We start from the raw sequence: 18,992 nt of genomic DNA, 5'->3' as shown, positions 1-18,992 counted from the left end.
TTTACATACCAGAGATATACATTGCAAGTCCGGGAGCGTAGTATGACTATCACTCTCGAATATGTTAAAAAACTAATGGGCTGGTGCCCTAACACCGGAGCATTTGAAGGCCGACAATACTCTGATATCGGAAAAATTGAGCTTGATACTCTGGATGAAATAAGGGGAAGGAATGGAGGTTTAAGGTCAGAACCTAAAAAAACGTCTTTTATTGCCGATATACTAAAACTCATATCTGGAAATATCACTGCACAGTTCCTGAGCATAATTTCTGTATTTTTAGCCGTTAAAATTTATAATCCTGAAGATATCGGAATTTCTCATCTTATTCTTTCAATTTCAAGCGTACTGATAATTTTCTCTACTTTTTCCTATCAATTTGCGATCATGTTGCCGAAAACAGAGGAAGATTCTGCAAACCTTGCTTGTCTCTGCGCAATACTGGTAACTCTTACATCTTTAATAACAGCCTTAATAATGTTGTTTTTCCCAAAATATGTTGGTTATTTATTTAATGCTCCGGAAATCTCAAAGTATTTAATTTATATTCCAGCAATAATATTTTTAAACGGCATTTTTCTCACGCAGAACTACTGGCTTTCAAGAAAGACCAGTTTTGGAGTCATAGCTGGGTCCAAAGTGATAAATTCTGTTTCAACCGGAGCACTCCAGTTAGCTATCCCTATATGGAATGCCTCTCCGTTAGGCCTGATAGTAGGATCTATTGCGGGATATGGAAATGCAGACCTTTTCATGCTAAAAGGCATAAGGGAAGATTTAAGGATCTTCAAAAAAGTCTCACTGAAAAAAGTAAAAGAAATGGCTATTCAATATAAAGATTTTCCATTATTCAATTCCTCATCTACTCTTACAAACACTATTTCATTACAGATACCGACCCTTTTGCTTGGACATTATTATGGGACGAGCATTGTAGGATATTTTTTTCTTGCAAATCAGATATTAAATATTCCGTTGGGATTTTTAGGAGCAGCTATAGAACAGGTTTTTTTCCAGAAAATTAGTGCAGTGAAAAATGGTAATGAACCTGGAGGTATGAAAGACATAGTTGGAGAAGTTTACAAAAAGCTAATTTTAATAGGAGTATTCCCGACGATACTCTTGCTGATTCTAGGAAAAGAGATATTTACGTTTATTTATGGAGAGAGCTGGTACATTTCAGGGATATATATAAAAATTCTTGTTCCATGGATATTTCTTGTCTTCATATCCCAACCGATTTCATCTCTCTACATGGTATTTGATAAGCAAGGAGTCTGGTTTACATTCAGTATAACTCTATTAATCTCAAGAGTCATAGCACTGGTTATAGGAGGAACTTACGGAAGTCCTGAGTTTGCCCTTGGCCTGTTCAGTTTTACAGGAGTTTTGTTCTGGATCTGGAATAATTCATATTTGTTGAACCTTGCAGGAATTAACAAAATAGAAAGTACCAAAATGTTTGCTAAGTGTATGACAATTAGCACCATCGTTTTGCTACCGTTAATTTTGCTTAAAGTATTCTCTGTAAATTTTTATATAATCTGCCTTGCAGTAGGGCTTATAACGCCTGTCTACTATGGTATAACCCTGCATGATGACCCGACATTTAAGAGAATATTTTCGGCCTTACTTTGTGATGTAAAGAATAAAATCTGAAAGGAAATTTAGTTTTGTCAGAGCTCAGTTAGTTTTAGAGCTAGTTTTGTCAAAGCTCAGTTAGTTTTAGAGCTAGTTTTGTCAAAGCTCAGTTAGTTTTAGAGCTGAAAAACCTCCTAAGTTTTACCAAGCCAGATTAAAAACAGATGGAAATGAAACAATCAGGAACAGGTTTATGCTAATTCATAATAAATTAAAAGTAGGATCGATAAAAATAAATGTGGAATGAAATCAAAGAGGAACGGTGAAACCTTGAAAGCTCTGGTTATTATAGATATGACTAACGATTTCGTATATGAGACCTACGAACATGAAGGAACGTTATATGAGGGAAAACTTGTAGCCCCTATGGCAAAGGCAATTGTTGACAAAATAGCCAGGCTAATAATAAAGGTAGTAAAAGGGGGGACAGTCAGTGTTATCAGGATTCCGAAAGATCACCTAAACGCCTTTATGAACCCCGAACTCGAACTGAAAGCTGCAGAGCTGGGAATCGATGAAGTATTCATGACAGGCCTGGTTGAGGAGGTCTGCATATACGTTAATAGCCTTGGTTTCCTTGAAAGAGGCTTTCGAACAAATATCGTAAAAGGTTGTACTGCGCCTTTTGATGAAGAAAAAGGAAGAGAAGCCTTTAGCGAACTTACGGGATGCGGAGCAAAAATGGTCGACGATATTCCTGAAGACATAAAGGTCATCCTGCTCCTCGAAGACGAACACGATGAAAATTCCGAAGAAATAAAGTCAGGAGAATGGCCACCCCATAATATGAAAGGAACCACAGGGGCCATGACCGTAAAGACGATCAGGGATGTGCTTGAGGGAAGGTATAGTTAAAACCCCGAAATACTCCAGATGCTCTACAGAGAAAAAAAGTCTGGCTTTCTATTAGCTGAATTAGATATATTGAGAGAGTCACATTCGATTATTCTCTTTTTAATTACTAGTGCATCGATTCTAAAGTATGTCCAAAATGAACTGTATGTCCAAAATGAACTTTTTGAAAACCAGATCGAATCACTCTGCAACCGGCTGCTTTTTCCGTGTTACAGAATACCATGTGACTTTATAATAATATTTGTGTCAATATTTGCGTCATAAGCTGTAATTTTCTTATTATGCATGTATTTGAGAATTGATGCACTAGTTTTCAAAATAGAATTATGCTGAGGATCCAGGATTGATAGGGTTCATAGGTTCAAATACGTACTTTGCACTAAGATTTTGGGATATACACAACGCTAAAAAAGTATACAAAACTGTGAATAAACTACATTACTGATTTTTATAAAGTTAACTTATCTAAAATTAATTCTCATTTAGCATTTTTGTTCAATAATATAAGTAAAAATTTTTTGCACATTAGTGCAAAGATGGTTTCCCCAATATATATTCCAAAATCACTTTTATTTTAACTTATTTATAAAATTTCTCATACGAAGGTTCAGACCATCGTTCGTAGCCAGATGACCAGATATATCCAGTAAGACCTTAAAGATAATTACAATAAGTAAAATGACTACTCTACGTCAGCGCTTCCCGTATAACTGTTTGATTATTTTTTTAATGATTTATGTCTGTGACATCGAGAGGCTTCCGGGATATATGAAAGGAAGACGCAGTTCTTTATCCCGAAAGAGCACATGTCCAGGAATTAATCTAAGTAGTCTAAAATAAAACAAAAGTTTAATACTAATCTAAAATTCCAAATAATTATATTCATTATATCTAAAATTATATTGGATTATGTGTAAAAATACTATAAATTGGATATTGTATTATTCATTTCCAAATATAATATTTAAAATATATTAACAGGATTATTCCAAAACTTAAAGCCTGTTTCCTCAAGTTATGATTATTTCAAACTATTGGGAACTGTTGGGTTATGATGGGGGAAAGATATGCTTAAAAATGCCCGAGAAGAGCAACAGAGAAAAGCCTCTGAAAGGTATTATATACGACAGAAAGCCGCTGAAGTGGAGCAGCCAGGCGAAAGATTCAGGCGCGAAATCATCAGTCCCTTGACAGAGGCACAACCCATAGAGAGACGACTGATCTTTCTTGAACCAGGTGATAACCTGGCCCTTGAAAGGATCATGGGAAAGAGTGATCTTGTCAACATCTCCTATCTGGAACTTGGACTGCTCGCGGCCAGACCAGTTTGCAGGATACAGGTCGTGAACCTCTTCGGCAGACCAGAGGGTTACGGCACAGGTTTTCTTGTCGGCCCAAATCTGCTGCTAACGAATAATCATGTCCTCGATACAGCAGAGCTGGCAAGGAAGAGTTTTGCAGAGTTCGAATTTGAACAAGGTATAAACGGTCGAAAAAAGACGTCAAAATCCTTCGATCTGCGACCCGACGAGCTCTTCGTCACCGATCCGGACATGGACTTCACATTTGTATCCGTGGCTCCCATTGCCACAGAAGGGACAGAGCTTACCGATTACGGATTACTTCGTCTCGTGGAAGACACCGGCAAGGTCCGGACCGGCGAATACGTCTCCATTATTCAGCATCCTGATGGTGGTCTCAAAAATTTCTGCCTGCGGGAGAACGAAGTTGTAGATATCTTTGACAACTGGCTGTACTATCTGACTGACACTCAATGCGGAGCCTCAGGCTCGCCCGTATTTAACGATCAGTGGCTGGTTGTGGGCCTGCACCACTCAGGAGTGCCGATGAAAGATGCTCAGGGTAACATCCTCAAGACAGACGGTCAGCCCTATCAAGAAGGCATCGACGATCCCAGTACCATTGCCTGGGTGGCCAATGAGGGTGTGCGCATCAGCCGCATCTTCAAGGCACTGGAGTCGCGCAGTGAGAACGAGCCGATGGCGGCCGAAGCTCTGAGAAGGCTTCGCAGCCATGGCACCGGTCCGGTCGGACCTGCGATCATAACCGCCCCAGAACCCATACCCAATGCAGTAATGGAGCTGGAGCTGGGAAAACTGCCCATGGAACATTACAGCCTGGCAGATGGCTACAACCCCGATTTCCTGGGTTCCCTGTACCATCTGCCGCTTCCCAAACTGGCCGACAATCTCCAGTCCAAAGTTGCAACGCTCAAGGATGGAGGTAAGATTCTTACCTATCTGCACTTTTCTATTGTGATGAATGCTGATCGAAGGCTGGCCTTCTATACTGCTGCCAATATTGACGGTAAGAAGCTGGAGAAGATCAAACGCATCCGCGACAAATGGTATTTTGATCCGCGTCTCGACCAGAAATATCAGGCTGGACCCAAATTGTATGCAGACAATCCACTTGACCGCGGACATCTGGTTCGCCGGCTGGATCCCTGCTGGGGGCCAAATGCCAGGGACGCAGGAGAGGATACATTCCATTTTACTAACTGCTCGCCTCAGCACAAGCGCCTCAACCAGCATGATTGGCTTGAAGTAGAAGACTACATACTGAAAACCGCAGATAATGCCAATGCGCAGATATCGGTATTCACCGGTCCTGTCTTCCGAGAAGACGATATGATTTACCGCAATGAGTACCTTCTGCCTGCCGATTTCTGGAAGGTGGTGGTATTCGTCAATAAGAACGGGAAGTTCGGCGCCACTGCCTACCTGCGCACGCAGAAGAATTATTTGGAGAGCAGGGAGTTCTTCGACGATGAGTTCAAGACCTGGCAAGTGCCGGTAGTTCAGGTTGAGGCTCTGACCGGCATATCATTCGGCTTACCTAAAGATGCAGATCCTATGGCCCGGGCAGCAGCCGGAAAGGGTCTGGAAAGCCAGAGGAGCTATCTACGGAGGATTCACTCTGCTGCGGACATAATGCTCTGATACGATTAATTGAAGGTTGTTGCCACGGATTAGACAATGAAGCACAGTATTAGCAATGAATTAACAGGGATCAAGCCGACAAGTCGTTTTTTGCGTGTCGGCTTCACTTCATTTTGCGGGCAAGCTCAATGATTGGTCTTTTTTTCAGAGTTTATAAAAAATTGGATTTTATGTACCTAATGTAAGACTAAAGCAAAACCTTTAGTTTCTTTATTTTAATTTAACTTAACTAAGCCAGTTGAGAGAGAAGTTTTACAAAATCGAAAAAGATGATTTTTTTGTAAGCTTAAGTTTTCAAGTATCTTTAATAGATAAAGTGCAAAACCTAAATTGCTGATAATTCATCATTTCCAAAACCCCATAATAAAGGAAGTGTGAGAGATGAAATCAGAAGAACAAATCAGAATCAACTCAGAGAACTTGAAGAATCTTAAGAAACACATTGATGAAAACACAATCATTATCATGATACCACAAAAGATTTAAGAAATTATCTCTGTGAGGATTTTATGGCAGAATCACCAATTTTTGAGATATTTGATGGATTGCCCAGACAGGGTCCAGGTAATAACAAGTGTACTGAAAAAGCCTTTAATTTGCTTTCTTCCCTTCCTGCAGGCACTAAGATCCTTGACATTGGTTGCGGTGTGGGTATGCAGACAATACATCTTGCAAAGATCTGCAACGACTGTCACATCACTGCAACTGACATTTACCAGCCTTTTCTGGATAAACTGATGGAAAATGCAGTTAAAGAAGGATTTGATGACAGGATTACCACGGTTTGTGCTTCCATGGATGACTTGCCTTTTGAAGCAGGAGAATTCGACATCATCTGGTCAGAGGGCTCTATCTTTGTCATTGGTTTTGAAAAAGGACTTAACTACTGGAAACAGTTTCTGAAAGATGAGGGTTATATAGCACTGACAGAAAGCACATGGTTCACGGATGAACCTTCTTCGGAAGTGCTTCAATTCTGGCAGGACTGTTATCCTGATATCAAGAGCATACCTGACACTGAAAAAGTTATCATGGCAGTAGGATATGATCTCATTGACCGCTTTAAACTGCCAGCTTCTACCTGGTACGATTTTTACTCCCATCTGGAAAAAAGAGTTGATGAAATCAGTGATAACTATAAAGGAAACACCGATGCAGAAACGATACTTAGTTTTAACAGAAAAGAGATAAAGATCTTCAGAGAACACCCAGATGAATATGGTTATACGTTCTTCATTTTACAGAAGAACACAAATAAATGATCTGTTACTGATGAACAATTAAATGATCCAGAAACTCAAAAAGAAATCAAAGCAGCAATCAAAGAAGAATAATATCTAATATCGTATATGGGGTGACTTGCTCATAACAAGCAGGTCACATACGAATACAAACCGTTTTTAATTTGATTTTTTGTTCTACTATTCGTCCCCACTTGTGCGATTTGTCAACCGCATTTTTTCCCAGTCTGGAAAGTTCAATGGCTTCGTTGCCTGTCATGTGTTCAATCTCAATTATTTGGAGAGCAGGGAGTTCTTCGACGATAAGTTCAAGACCTGGCAAGTGCCGGTAATACAGGTTGAAACGCTGACCGGCATATCATTCGGCTTACCTAAAGATGCCGATCCTATGGGCCCGGGCAGCAGCCGGAAAGGGTCTGGAAAGCCAGAGGAGCTATCTCTGGAGGATTCACTCTGCTGCGGACATAATGCTCTGATATGATTACTTGATGATTGTTGCCATGGATTAGACAATGAAGCACAGTCTTAACAATGAATTAACAGGGCTCAAGCCGACAAGCCGTTTTTTGTGTGTCGGCTTCACTTCATTTTGCGGGCAAGCTCAATGATTGGTCTTTTTTTCTCTGAGTTTATAAAAATAGTATTAATGAAAGGTCATAACGTCTCCAATATTGTTAGAAAGAAGCATTGAGAGTAAAATTTTCCACTAACACCTTCACCACACCTATTTCATAGTTCAGTTTTTTTATCTTGCCTAATCTTGTCTTTGATCTTCTTCAACGTGATCCTATTATTAATTTCCATTTCTCGCGTATCTTTCATTTCTTTGTGCCTGTTATTCGAAAAATTTTATGTGCGTTTTTGTTGCAGGAACGACATATAGCTGTGGCAATATAAGAAGTAGTAAACATCTTCAAACTCATAAATAATTAAATATATTTACCTAAATTAAAAATGACTTCTTATGGTATCATCGCTCGCTTATTTTTTACTTTCTTTTTTGACTTTGTAACTATTTTGAACTTATTATTTAACCCATCCCAAAACCGATTTAAAACTCACATAGAGCCTATCCTAAAACTAAAAATTTGATTTTTGAATTTTTGATTTTTGAATTTAGTATTTGGACCAGCCAGTTGAATATCTGATCAATACACTGATCCTGAAAACTCAGGATGATTTAGAATAAAATAGATTTTGGGATTGGCTCATAAATAATAGTTTCAAAACTATTTTCATAATTAGGAACTCAACTGGGTGTTCTAAATTCTGGTACTAGTGTCAAGAAAATTTAGTTATTGGTCACATAGTAACTCTGAATCGTTACATGTTGAGGAGAATAAATCAAAAATTATGCCCAATAATTAAATTTCCATGACACTAGGAAATGTAATTTCAAGTTTTAGGATCAGCTCATATATCTGTTGCTTGGATAGATAAATTACATCAAGTTTTTTCTTACTTACCGAAGGTGCTTGGAAACATATTTATCCAGCATTTTCTTTCCTTGAGGCCAAGAATAAAAGCCTTGCCTGGAAGCAAAGGTATTAAAATCTATTTCCGAGATCCCATTTGAGATACCCTTTTTCTGGAAGTAAGCATAGGATACACATCCTAAAGCATAACATGGAGCATAACCCGGGGACGCTAATAAGGTGAAACACTCTCCATGAAGAGTCTCCTCTGACAATCCAGTAGTTTGAGCTGCACAGCTTATGAAATCTGTATATGTCATCTTACCACCGTTAACTTTTACATCACAAAGAGCCCTGATATATCGGATAACACGCCAAATATAAGTTTCCAACTGTGCACACAGCACCCCTTGTTCTTGTTCTTCGGGTGTATCACCATAGAGAGATAAATATGCTTTCTGTTCTTCGTTCAGATTTGATTGACCAAGAAGATTTCGTGCTGCTGCCCAGTATTGATATTCACGATAAAAAGCCATTCCCTCTGTCATTGGTACTTCTAAAGCAGTGTTAAGATTAAGCAATGGTGAATTATCATATTTGGCCGACAAAACGAAGTTGAAACCATGAGAGGCTTCATGTACTAGAATATTGATCATCGTCAGCAAAGAAGTGTTTTTTGACTGAGTGAGGTAGAGTTGGGAGTAAGCTGTTTTAGGACTGAGATAATTGATAGCATAATCTCCTCCACCGGTTATCAAGTTGACCAGATAATCAGGAGTAGGTTCAAAATTTACCTTATCATCCTTGTTGAATAATATAATATAACGAGCACCATAGTTATTACAGGCATTGACAACTTTTTCCATATATTCGCCGAAATCCACAGAATATTTCTTGGTTACTTTGTCCCAAATAGTTTGCAAATTTCCTTCACTTCCGACAAATGGAAGCATAGCTAAGCGCTGGGTAATATCCATAGTGACTGCCATATCTAGATCTAACCAACTCTGTGCCATGATTTCGATTTCTTCGGCACTTTTATCCAATTGATAATAGTTTTTCAAACTCATTGGATATCCGAGCGCTTGAGTTGGTCCAGCATTTGCATCCCATTCTTGAAACAATGGCCAATAATCATCAAACCTGTCAGAGTTTAATCTACTATCTACAAGAAAAATATCCTTGTACTTTTCTAAAGCTACGTTGATTTTGTTGACTGCTTGATCCACATCTGGACGTACTTTTTTCAATGATTCTAATGTACCTTCCAAATAGGTAGCTGTGTTAAGACATTCTTTACAAACTAGAATAGTAAAATCTTGCCCTTTCCACCTTTCTGTTTCTAACTCCACAATTTCTTCCACTGCTTGTAAATATGTAGGAATGAAATCTTTATTGTAATCTTTCTTGAGCAATATATAAAAGACCCCATCTCCAGCAGCCCCAATACCGCCCATACCAGTGCCGGAGGGACCTGCACCGCTGGGACGAGACATATCTAGCTGAGTCTTGAGTGATATCAAAACAGCATCTGCTGTTAGCCGTAACTCTTCGTCAGTAATGTTATTCAACTGTGATCGTAAAATCCGAATGCGGTTACGCATGATCTCCGTGTTTTCAATGGTTTGTTTGAATAGTTTACTCAAAGATTCCAAGTGGCCACTAGTATAACCAACAACAGGATTTATATCAGTCCACAGATCTACTATTTGTGAAACTAGATCTTCCATAATCTTTCCTCTTCAAATTTATTTTAGGTTTGTAATTTGAAAACATGTAAGTATATCAATATCCAACAGGGCCATCAAAATAGCCAATTTCCTTTAGCCAATTTTTTGGATAATCAATTTTTTTCATAGTTGAATCCGGAGCAGTGGTTATACAACCATTACTGTATTTGATAATTAGGTAAGAGGCTAAACTCCACCATTGTTTCACTACTTCTTGAAAATTTTCAGTGCAATAGGTGGCAAATTTATCCATATCTCCATTGGAAAGTATTTCCATAACATCCTTTTCCGTTTTTGTTTCAAACCTTTCTTGCAATGCTTTTACTTCCCGCATCATATAAAGAAAATTCAAGTTTACAAAATTTGACACAAAATTAAATGCCCACCATGCACTGTCACCATTAAACTGAAAATCTAATAAATTCATAGTTTGTAATTCTTTAGGTAGCTTATCCATTTTACAATAAAAGGGCATTAAACAATTAGCAAATGGTCTATCTAAGCCAATCCAGCAAACAGCTTCCGTATTGCCCTTTGCTTTTATAGCTTGATTAATCCACAAAACGCCACATTGATGATTCGACAGTGGGCGCTCCCACGCTCCTTCAGGCTTGTATACGTTTAAATCATAAGTATCTCCTTGATCAGGATTATTTTGATATCTAATAGGATTCCTAAAAGGACCTGAAGCGGGCCCTATCGTTAGATCAAATTCTGTTCCTTCATAGAAATCTCTAAACACATTGGCGACATCCAATATTGACAATTTGTTCTCTGGTTTTAAAGAAAAAGGATAATCTTTGGTATATCCATCAGTTACTCTCGAAGGCAGATTCGATAAAGGTGCAACCTTAGAGAAAGCCCTCCATACCCTACGTAAGGAATAATAGGGGTGAAGATACTCACCATAGCTGACAGTTGCTGCCCAATCTATACATTTTTCATCACTAGCTATCCAATTTGTTTTATGACAAGCATTAAAAAGATTGGCAGAATATAACAAATCGTCTCTGAGGTTTCCATTTTCATCTAACGAATTGAAATAAAGCTTTTCATCACTGCCATCGTCTTCATTATTTTTGTGAATATCCCTAATTCTAAACTGATTGGCTGCAATAAAAAACTCATCATCAGGTACACGTTGCGCTACCCAGATACCAGAATTACCATCCTCTTCATAGGCGCACATTTCCATGACCCAGCCTTCGTCGGCATCACCAAGTGATAAGGTTTCACCTGTGCCATAATAACCATATTCAAAAATTAATTTACCTATTAATTCCACTGCTTCCCGTGCTTTTGTGCATCTTTCTAAAGCTACTCTAGAAAGTTCCGAACTATAAAAAATCCTTTTTTTTGGGTCTGGCCCTGGCTGTATTTTAGCCCCACATGTACATTCACCAACCATTAAGCCTTTTTCATTAATTATTCCATACTCATAATCAAAATAGGCATATGTATCTTTACCAAAACCAGGTATAACTCCCAGAGGTTTACTTGAAGTATAATCTTTCGTATCATACCCCTCTCCTCTGTCTTTTCCTATATACCTGCGTATTTCAGTAGAATTATATGCTTTATTGAGTCCAAAAGAGGCATTATCATAATACACATTTCGATTTTCCAGGTTAAATGAAGGAACACTAATAACTCTTGCATCCCCTAAGAAATCGTCAGAATGAGCAATGATTACCGAACCGTCTTTGGATGCTTTCTTACCAATGATTATTGTTGTGCACATACTAAAACTCCTTTTAGAACTGAGATTTGGGCCAGCCTGATCGGGTTCTTTTTGCACTCAATTAATTGAGTATTCCGAATATGGATTTAGATAATTAATTTTGATTTCATTGGTCATCGGTTAAGGAATTTTCTTGCCTGAATATATCGATTTTGCACTAGAAGCTGGCCCTAATTTTGACCTCTTTACATGAAATAGATACACTGTTCCAGCTCATAATTTAGTAAAATATTTGACAAATGTTGAGGAAATTGACGCAATTTGTCACGATTCTTCACTTAACCGAAGACGCATGATTTTGATTTTTGGTATGACTTCTTAATGAAAATGGATATCGATCATGTTTATTTTCAGGCTAGATTGTTATTGAGCTCATCCCAAAACGGCAGTGTTTCAAATTTGCTGTAAATTTGAAATCAAGTTTTTGAGTACTATGGAGAAAGTTGACATTCCGATATGGAATTTTCTATCCAGTAATTTCTTGATATTTGTGATTTTACAGAAATATTAGCACACTGTCCCCAAAAAACCAGCTTTATAATCAAAACTGATAAGAATTTCAGAACTATTTTCTGTGATCAGAAACTCATTGATTATTCTTAATTTCATATTCGTAGAAGCAGTTTTGAGTTATGGGATAGGCTCATTTTCTAATAAGTTGGTTAGTCTAAAACTCCCATGCCTAAGATTCCAATCTTTGATTTTTCAATTTTTTCAAGCGGCTGTAAGTTAAGGGCATTTTCCCACTGACTAATATTCATGTCAGTTAATTTTGATGGTTTCATTCCCTGCGGAACGGCATTCCTTGCTAGCGTCACATAAGGAGCACATGCTAATGCACACCCAACCTGTTTTTCATTAAATTTTATTACTTTATACCCGATGAATATCTCTTTATATTTTATATGTTGATCAAGGCCACAAAGAACTGTACATTCAGTTACTTTTCTTAATGTGGTATCTAGCATTGCTTTTACATCTTCTTTTGTTTTTCTTGTACCATCGGGATTATTGATATCAATAATATCACAATCTTCAATAAACAAGTTTGATCCAGAGTTACGATTTTCTAAAATAGCCAATGATATAACTGAAAATGCCCATCCTTCTTTTACATCAGAAGAAGGATCACTTGTAGCACTCTTATTTGCACAAACAACCATTGAACCTGGAATTGGATTAAAACGCCGTTTACCCGGCTCTGCATGACCAAAAAGCCTTTCTGTTGCATTTAATAGAGGTTCAATACTATATACAGGAGTTGAATATTCTGAATTTGGATCACCAGAGGGCCATTTCTGATCATATAATTTTCTACTTCTTAAGTTTTCAACAACTGCTATATCATATCCCCATATAACACCTTGTAAACCACTGAAAGATGACGCAGTCAACATGTTAATTGCACCAATATAAGCATCGTTACACTCACATCTATCATACGATACAATATTGGAACACCCTCTATCAAATTTAATTACTTCGTGTTCGCTCATGGCTTGTACTTTTTCCCAAGGAGTTATATCAACTAATCCAGTTGAAAGCTTAATAGTCGTAACATATCCATTCCCAGAAGCCCCGGGATTTTGATATCCGGTACAAAATTCTCTTTCGCTAGAAATCGCATTGTTAATAACCCACTTGGGATCATATTCATATTTTTGCATTTTGTTTTCTCCTTTTAGTTTACTATATCGGGAGTGAAGAGTCATAAATATCCTAACTTCAGCTAGGATGTAAAGTGAAACTTCGGATGTTTTTACTGCCTTTTTAAATCAACAAATCATACTTCTTTCTAAAGCATGGTTGTTTATGACGCAAACACAGCTTTATTTACTACGATGATCAAATCAGTTACCATACTGTATTGGTGTCAAAGTAATAATCCAAATATTCTACAGCAAACTAGTTCTAAGAGTCTGTCTTAAAATTCAAACCAATCTACAATCGGATAATTAGTAATGTCAATATTCAATTTAGACTGTATATTTTCCCAAAAACATACACATATTGGCCTTAAAAATAATGCTTATTCCTGCTAATTAGATACTCGGTATCTAAAAACTAAATTATTAAATATTCTGGTTTTAATTTGTATTCTGAACTATTTACCGTCTATTATTATTGTTTTTTAAGGTAAAAATATAATTTATATCTTCATTGTAGATCAAAATATTATTTTAAGACAAATTCAAAACTGAGAATTAATCATACTATAGTTATCCTACTATAAAATACTTATTACATTTCTTAAAAAAGAATATATTTTAGGATATAATACTTTTTAAATAAATAAAAGATTTGTAAAACTGTCTTTAATTCTGAGTGAGCACGTTGGTCATTTATTAACAAATTATACTCTATCCTATTTTTGGCAGGTCGACATTATAAATTAAAACATTTTTTTCGATACTGTTTCAGAATATTAATTAACAATATATAAAGTTTGAAGTTGATTAACTTGTGGCTTGACTCTCACGACATATACAAACACTGAGTCATTTTTTCATTAAAGTTTAATATGAAGGATTAATAGTTGGTATATGTAAACCTTATAGTTCCACACAACCATGAAGCCTTAGATTCCAAAATCGTTGTCATCAAAAATCATTAAAAATTAAATGTCGACCTGCCGAATATAGGCTCTATCTATATTTGTGGATCCTATCCCAAAACCTATTTTATTCTTACATCAGTAAGAGTTTCAGAATTATTTTTCAGGATCAGAAGCTCTATCGAGAATCCAGAATACGATATTATGAGAAGCAATTCTGAGTTTCGGGATAGGCTCGTGTAATAATATACATAGTCACTTTTAGTATGTTAGTCGAGTGCAAATGAAACCGGATAAAGTACCAATTTATTTCAGTCGAATACCTCGCTAACTTGCTGCGGGCTGCGCCAGCACAACTTTGATTTACTTGGCGTTTTGTTTCATGTAATGCAAGAATCCCCTTAGAAAATCCTAAATTTTTCCAATTAGAATATAAAATCTTGAAAATCTTTTGCCTAATTTCTAGAGAGTCAAACCTCTGGATCCCATAAAGAATGCTAACAAAATCTAAATTTTTAGTTTTTCCTACAAGGTAATGAGCTAACTCTCTGGTCTTCAGTAGCATATAGATCCTCAGGTTATCCTCTTTTCAAGACTTTCCTCTCCAGAATACCTTTCAGAATTCTCTTTCCCTTGCCAGTTTATACAATTCCTGAATCCTCAACTCAACAACATCCATCGCATCTTCAAAGAGCTGCCTGTCGATTTTGATCCCGAAGTATTCCTTGAGTTTTTCTTCAGGAGGCATTGTCGAGCCTGCCGAGAGATACGCGATATATTTTTTGTTAAAAGCGTCTGGATCTTCCCTGTACTGTTTGAAGAGAGCGAGAGTTATTGCCTTTGAAACCGCGTAGTTGAAGGTATAATAGTTGCTTGTCAGATAGATATGGTTGATATACGTCCATTCCGCGGAATCTTCAGGGTAATAATCAACTGAGCGGCTCCTGTATTCTTTAGAAAGGTCGGTCCAGATAGCATTAAGTTCTGCTCCGCTTACCGTTTCTTTTTCTGCACAGAGCCGGTGTGCTTTATATTCGAATTCCGTAATCAAGGGCTGCCTGGTAAAGAAGTTCTGGTAATCATCGATCTGCTGAGAGAGTACGGCAACTGCGGTATCTCTATCTGAGTTTTCGACAACGTAATCAACAAACAGCTCTTCATTGAAAGTGGAAGGAATTTCCATTTCATAGATCGTACCTGTGCAGTAAAGATAGTCTACGGAATTGCCCATGAGGTAGAAATTAATGGCATGTCCCATCTCGTGGGTTAAAGTTTTCTGGTCCCTGATAAGGCCGTCATAGTTCATAAAGATCAGAGGCGGAGCTTTCAGGGCACATGAATCGGTGCAATAACCTCCTGGCTGTTTTCCATGCTCAGGATCAGGGTATACGTCTATGAAACCGCCAGTGACCATTTTTAGAAAGATTTCTTTGAAGTTGGGGTCCATCCTGGAATAGGATTTCTGAATCTCTTGCAGAGCATCTACGTAAGCATATTTCTTTCCAGGCTGGTTCGTCAGCTGCAGAATAAGGTCATATGGTTTGAGCACATCAAGCTCGAGCTTTTTCTTTCTGAACTCATTGTAGGCCTCAAAAACCTCTTTCTCCTGCTTGAAAACGGTATTCATTTCCTCAACCTGAGCATGGGTAAGATAGAGGTTATACAGGCTGTAGTCATAGAAATCCGTATAATTCAACTCTCTGGCAACAAGGTCATCAAGCTGGGCTTTTTTGGAATAGAGGGACGCCATGGAATCGGATTCGTTAATCAGGTGGTAGAACCTCTTATCATAACAGTTTTTCCTGTTTTTCCGGCTTGGGTCTGTTGATAGTAAAGTACCGTAGGACTGGGAATTGACAGAAAACTTCTCTCCGTTCTCAAGCGTGATTTCTCCCGCCTTTGTAACCTTATTCGTGATTTCGGAAAGCGCTTCAGTTTCCAGTTTCATGCGCTGGTTTTCAAGCTCTGCAAGATACGCAGCCTGGGCCTCATCCCTTGGCCTGTGCTCTATAAATCTCATATAATTAGCTTCAAGATAGGCCCTGTAAGCCTCAAGTCCGGGTTCTTCGGAAAAGAACCTGTCCCATTCATCCCTCCCGAGCGAGGTCAATTTTACGGTTGCAAAGGCTGTGGCTTTCTTATATTCAGTAAGCAGGTCCTGAACATTTCCAAGCAGAGAAATAAGAAATGATTCATTCACATTTTTACTGAGCTGAGTATATGCATAAGTATACAGGACATCAATCGATTTTGAATAAGCCTTTTCGGTTTCCAGATACTCAAGCACAACAGGCCCGGACAATTTTTCAAATTTCGGGCGGAAAGTTTCGTTTATTTCCTGTGTCCCATTTTTTAGTCTCTCAAGCTCTTTTGAAGCCTCTTCTCTGCTGCTGAAAAGATATGCATCGTTCCATTCTGTTGGAACCTTACTGGAATCAAGCACTTCGGAAGTATATTCACTTCCTGCGTCATTTTTCAGTTTCATAAGACCGCTATCCTCTGGTGTAATATCAAAATATTTCTCTGTTATTCTTCTTCTATCAGAGTTGATTTAATGACCATTGATTTCATTAATCTCATTAATCTCATTGGTTTCATTAATCTCATTGGTTTCATTAATCTCATTGGTTTCATTAATCTCATTGATTTCTTTAATAATAATAGGTTGCTTTATTTCGGTTACAACTCTTTTTTATTTCGAAAATCTAAAAATATTTGAGTAAACCTGTCTGTGTAATAGGTTTATTCAGTAACAGGTTTATTCAGTAACAGGTTTATTCAGTAACAGGTTTATTCAGTAACAGGTTTATTCAGTAACAGGCTTATTCAGTAACAGGTTTACTAACTAACAGGTTTACTAACTAACAGGTTTATTCAGTAACAGGTTTATTCAGTAACAGGTTGCTCAGGCTAAAACTCTTTCTTCGTAATTCAGTACACTCTCTATTTCTTTTTCTGGTACCGCAACCAGTTCTTCAGGAACTTTTTTCGAATCAGCCTGAATGTGAACTACGCTCTGCGGTAAAGGAATCTCTATGCCATTTTCTTCAAGAATCTGTTTTATATCCCATAGAATTCTGGTTTTTATCCCGAACCATTCGTTCACAGGCGCCCAGATCCTTACAGTAATATTTACCGAACTGTCTCCAAGCTCGTTTACAAAAACCGAAGGAGAAGGGTTAAGGAGAGCAAACGGCTCTTTTTCGATAAGGTCTTTGATAAGAAAGATTGCGGCATTGGCATCGTCACTATAGCGGATTCTGATTGTGTGTTCAAACCTTCGGACAGGATGCCCTACAATATTTGTGATATTTGTTGTAAAGACCTGCTGGTTAGGGATGCGAACAAGGAGCCCATCATAAGTCCGTATAAGGGTGGAGATTATTCGGATATCTATGACATAACCCGATACATCGCTGATTTGGACCTGGTCTCCTATTTTAATGGGCCTTTCGACCATAAGGAAAAAACCCGAAACCAGATTTCCCACAATGTTTTGGCTTGCAAAACCAAGGACAATACCTGCTACTCCACCTGCCAGCAAAAACCCTGAAGGATTAATTCCTATCAGACGTAAATTAGAAAAAAACACAATCGTAAGCATGCCATAGTAAAGGATTTTGATGATAGTCTCACCTGCATCCTTACTGACCCTATCTTTGAGACACCTGCGCAGATAAAGTGAGAGAATTTTGGCAAGGAAGGTTGAAAAAGAAAGAATAAGTATAAACTTTAGCACAGACCCCAGAGTTACGGTACCATCGAAAATAGGCAGGCTGTTGTCAAGGAAATCAAGATCCATTATCAAAATCCCCACCCCATGTAAAATTTAAGGGGTACAAAACCAAGCTTCTGAAGACTATAGACCCCAAAAGCTTCTTTCCTGGATTTAAAGTCTTTCAGAGGACTGCTCTTTAGCTCCCCACTAAGACGCTGCAGCTCAAAACCTGTTTCAGCCGTGTTTCTGTTGAAGATGTCCATACGTGCTCGCATAAAAACATCACCAGCATAGTAAAGTTTCATGCCATATGCACTGAAAACTACTTTTGAGATCGAAGCCCAATCCGAGGAAGAATTTCGAAGAGTCAGTTCAATAATCCCTTCCTGTAAAGGGTTAGGGGAAGGAGAAATTGAATATATCTGGCTTTTCCAGTGCTTACAGACGACTCCGTTTGAAACCTCTCCATAAAGGGTAAACTTCTGCCTCACCAGGCTCAGCACATCGAGAAGTTGAAGATTTTTTTCTCCTTTGTCCGCGATAAAAACACCTATCTCTATAGGAAAAGTCAGGAAAATCTTTTTTTTAGCTCCTCCTGCAAGCAGCAGAGTTTTCTCAAACTCTATGAGCAGGTTTGGAGTAATTTCTTTAGGAGTGTTTAAGGGCTCTACCGGATTTATAATCAGGCACTTTTCATCTCCAAGAATAATTTTCTCTACATCTTCCGTTCCAAGTGTCCTTCTGTATATCCACTGCTCTCCGGTGTTTTCCACGGAAATGGCAATTCCTTCCTGTTCAACTGAAAAAGGGGGATTATAACGGCCGTACATAATATCCCGGAAACTAATACTTTTTGAAGAATTGTCTAAATTTCTTAATATAGATGTGTTACTTTATAAAAATTTTGCCTTTGAAAAACGTTTCTGAATCAAAAGAAAAACAGATCAAAAGTCAGGAAGGAAGAAAAAGGAGAGAAGAAAAAGGAGAGAAGAAAAAGGAGAGAAAAAAAGGAGAGAAAAAAAGGAGAGAAGAAAAAGGAGAGAAGAAAAAGGAGAGAAAAAAGGAGAGAAAAAAAGGAGAGAAGACATAAAGGAAAGATGGAAAACTGACAAAAGAAAGCTGATGGAAAACTGA

The 18,992-nt window shown here is 37.8% G+C and carries 13 protein-coding genes; 6 read left to right on the top strand and 7 right to left on the bottom strand.

The genetic code is table 11. The features are described 5' to 3' along the window. Positions 1 to 42: 42 nt before the first annotated feature. From MSBRW_RS09365 to MSBRW_RS09350, 4 genes are all read left to right on the top strand, one after another. Positions 43 to 1,659 (top strand): lipopolysaccharide biosynthesis protein, encoded by a 1,617-nt coding sequence (locus MSBRW_RS09365; protein WP_011307908.1) that lies wholly within the window; start codon positions 43 to 45, stop codon positions 1,657 to 1,659. 225 nt (positions 1,660 to 1,884) lie between these two features. Continuing rightward, positions 1,885 to 2,496 (top strand): cysteine hydrolase family protein, encoded by a 612-nt coding sequence (locus MSBRW_RS09360; RefSeq protein ID WP_011307909.1) that lies wholly within the window; start codon positions 1,885 to 1,887, stop codon positions 2,494 to 2,496. A gap of 1,067 nt (positions 2,497 to 3,563) precedes the next feature. Further along, complete coding sequence (locus MSBRW_RS09355) at positions 3,564 to 5,459, top strand: DNA/RNA non-specific endonuclease (protein WP_011307910.1); 1,896 nt, start codon at positions 3,564 to 3,566, stop codon at positions 5,457 to 5,459. 509 nt (positions 5,460 to 5,968) lie between these two features. Beyond that, entirely contained in the window at positions 5,969 to 6,721 is a 753-nt protein-coding gene (locus MSBRW_RS09350; protein ID WP_011307911.1) for a class I SAM-dependent methyltransferase, read from the top strand. A gap of 115 nt (positions 6,722 to 6,836) precedes the next feature. Here MSBRW_RS09350 and MSBRW_RS23390 read toward each other — a convergent pair whose 3' ends face one another. Next, the gene (locus tag MSBRW_RS23390; protein ID WP_048102952.1) at positions 6,837 to 7,022 is read right to left on the bottom strand and encodes a hypothetical protein; all 186 of its coding nucleotides are present in this window, start codon (positions 7,020 to 7,022) and stop codon (positions 6,837 to 6,839) included. Here MSBRW_RS23390 and MSBRW_RS23385 point away from each other — a divergent pair, their 5' ends adjacent. Continuing rightward, on the top strand, positions 7,023 to 7,181 hold the full coding sequence (locus tag MSBRW_RS23385) for a hypothetical protein (RefSeq protein ID WP_230670059.1): 159 nt from the start codon (positions 7,023 to 7,025) through the stop codon (positions 7,179 to 7,181). A 981-nt stretch (positions 7,182 to 8,162) separates the two neighbouring features. On the opposite strand, the gene MSBRW_RS09340 is transcribed toward MSBRW_RS23385, so the two are convergent. From MSBRW_RS09340 to MSBRW_RS09310, 6 genes are all read right to left on the bottom strand, one after another. Next, positions 8,163 to 9,845 carry a DUF885 domain-containing protein gene (locus tag MSBRW_RS09340; RefSeq protein ID WP_011307912.1) on the bottom strand — a complete coding sequence of 561 codons (1,683 nt, stop codon included), beginning with the start codon at positions 9,843 to 9,845 and terminating at the stop codon, positions 8,163 to 8,165. A 55-nt stretch (positions 9,846 to 9,900) separates the two neighbouring features. After that, positions 9,901 to 11,586: a dipeptidase gene (locus MSBRW_RS09335; RefSeq protein WP_011307913.1), complete on the bottom strand. Its 1,686-nt coding sequence runs from the start codon at positions 11,584 to 11,586 to the stop codon at positions 9,901 to 9,903. Between the two features lie 662 nt (positions 11,587 to 12,248). Then, positions 12,249 to 13,253 (bottom strand): histidine decarboxylase, pyruvoyl type, encoded by a 1,005-nt coding sequence (locus tag MSBRW_RS09330; protein ID WP_048102954.1) that lies wholly within the window; start codon positions 13,251 to 13,253, stop codon positions 12,249 to 12,251. A 1,503-nt stretch (positions 13,254 to 14,756) separates the two neighbouring features. After that, positions 14,757 to 16,625 carry a M3 family oligoendopeptidase gene (locus MSBRW_RS09320; protein WP_011307915.1) on the bottom strand — a complete coding sequence of 623 codons (1,869 nt, stop codon included), beginning with the start codon at positions 16,623 to 16,625 and terminating at the stop codon, positions 14,757 to 14,759. Positions 16,626 to 17,045: 420 nt separating this feature from the next. After that, positions 17,046 to 17,942 (bottom strand): mechanosensitive ion channel family protein, encoded by an 897-nt coding sequence (locus MSBRW_RS09315; protein WP_011307916.1) that lies wholly within the window; start codon positions 17,940 to 17,942, stop codon positions 17,046 to 17,048. 2 nt (positions 17,943 to 17,944) lie between these two features. Then, complete coding sequence (locus MSBRW_RS09310) at positions 17,945 to 18,688, bottom strand: DUF432 domain-containing protein (RefSeq protein WP_011307917.1); 744 nt, start codon at positions 18,686 to 18,688, stop codon at positions 17,945 to 17,947. An 80-nt stretch (positions 18,689 to 18,768) separates the two neighbouring features. Between MSBRW_RS09310 and MSBRW_RS09305 the strand changes: the two genes are divergently transcribed. Beyond that, positions 18,769 to 18,948, top strand: a complete 180-nt coding sequence (locus MSBRW_RS09305; protein WP_157209503.1) for a hypothetical protein — start codon at positions 18,769 to 18,771, stop codon at positions 18,946 to 18,948. The last annotated feature ends 44 nt before the right edge of the window (positions 18,949 to 18,992 follow it).

This window comes from Methanosarcina barkeri str. Wiesmoor, assembly GCF_000969985.1.
Classification (GTDB): Archaea; Halobacteriota; Methanosarcinia; order Methanosarcinales; family Methanosarcinaceae; genus Methanosarcina; species Methanosarcina barkeri_B.
The sequence above is the reverse complement of the archived record's forward strand: the minus strand, read 5'-3'. Positions and strand labels throughout refer to the sequence as shown.

What these genes read in the sequence shown, in the direction of transcription:
- MSBRW_RS09365 (WP_011307908.1), top strand. Translation starts at nt 43, where the DNA reads ATGACTATCACTCTCGAATATGTTAAAAAACTAATGGGCTGGTGCCCT.
- MSBRW_RS09360 (WP_011307909.1), top strand. Translation starts at nt 1,885, where the DNA reads ATGAAATCAAAGAGGAACGGTGAAACCTTGAAAGCTCTGGTTATTATA.
- MSBRW_RS09355 (WP_011307910.1), top strand. Translation starts at nt 3,564, where the DNA reads ATGCTTAAAAATGCCCGAGAAGAGCAACAGAGAAAAGCCTCTGAAAGG.
- MSBRW_RS09350 (WP_011307911.1), top strand. Translation starts at nt 5,969, where the DNA reads ATGGCAGAATCACCAATTTTTGAGATATTTGATGGATTGCCCAGACAG.
- MSBRW_RS09340 (WP_011307912.1), bottom strand. Translation starts at nt 9,845, where the DNA reads ATGGAAGATCTAGTTTCACAAATAGTAGATCTGTGGACTGATATAAAT.
- MSBRW_RS09335 (WP_011307913.1), bottom strand. Translation starts at nt 11,586, where the DNA reads ATGTGCACAACAATAATCATTGGTAAGAAAGCATCCAAAGACGGTTCG.
- MSBRW_RS09330 (WP_048102954.1), bottom strand. Translation starts at nt 13,253, where the DNA reads ATGCAAAAATATGAATATGATCCCAAGTGGGTTATTAACAATGCGATT.
- MSBRW_RS09320 (WP_011307915.1), bottom strand. Translation starts at nt 16,625, where the DNA reads ATGAAACTGAAAAATGACGCAGGAAGTGAATATACTTCCGAAGTGCTT.
- MSBRW_RS09315 (WP_011307916.1), bottom strand. Translation starts at nt 17,942, where the DNA reads ATGGATCTTGATTTCCTTGACAACAGCCTGCCTATTTTCGATGGTACC.
- MSBRW_RS09310 (WP_011307917.1), bottom strand. Translation starts at nt 18,688, where the DNA reads ATGTACGGCCGTTATAATCCCCCTTTTTCAGTTGAACAGGAAGGAATT.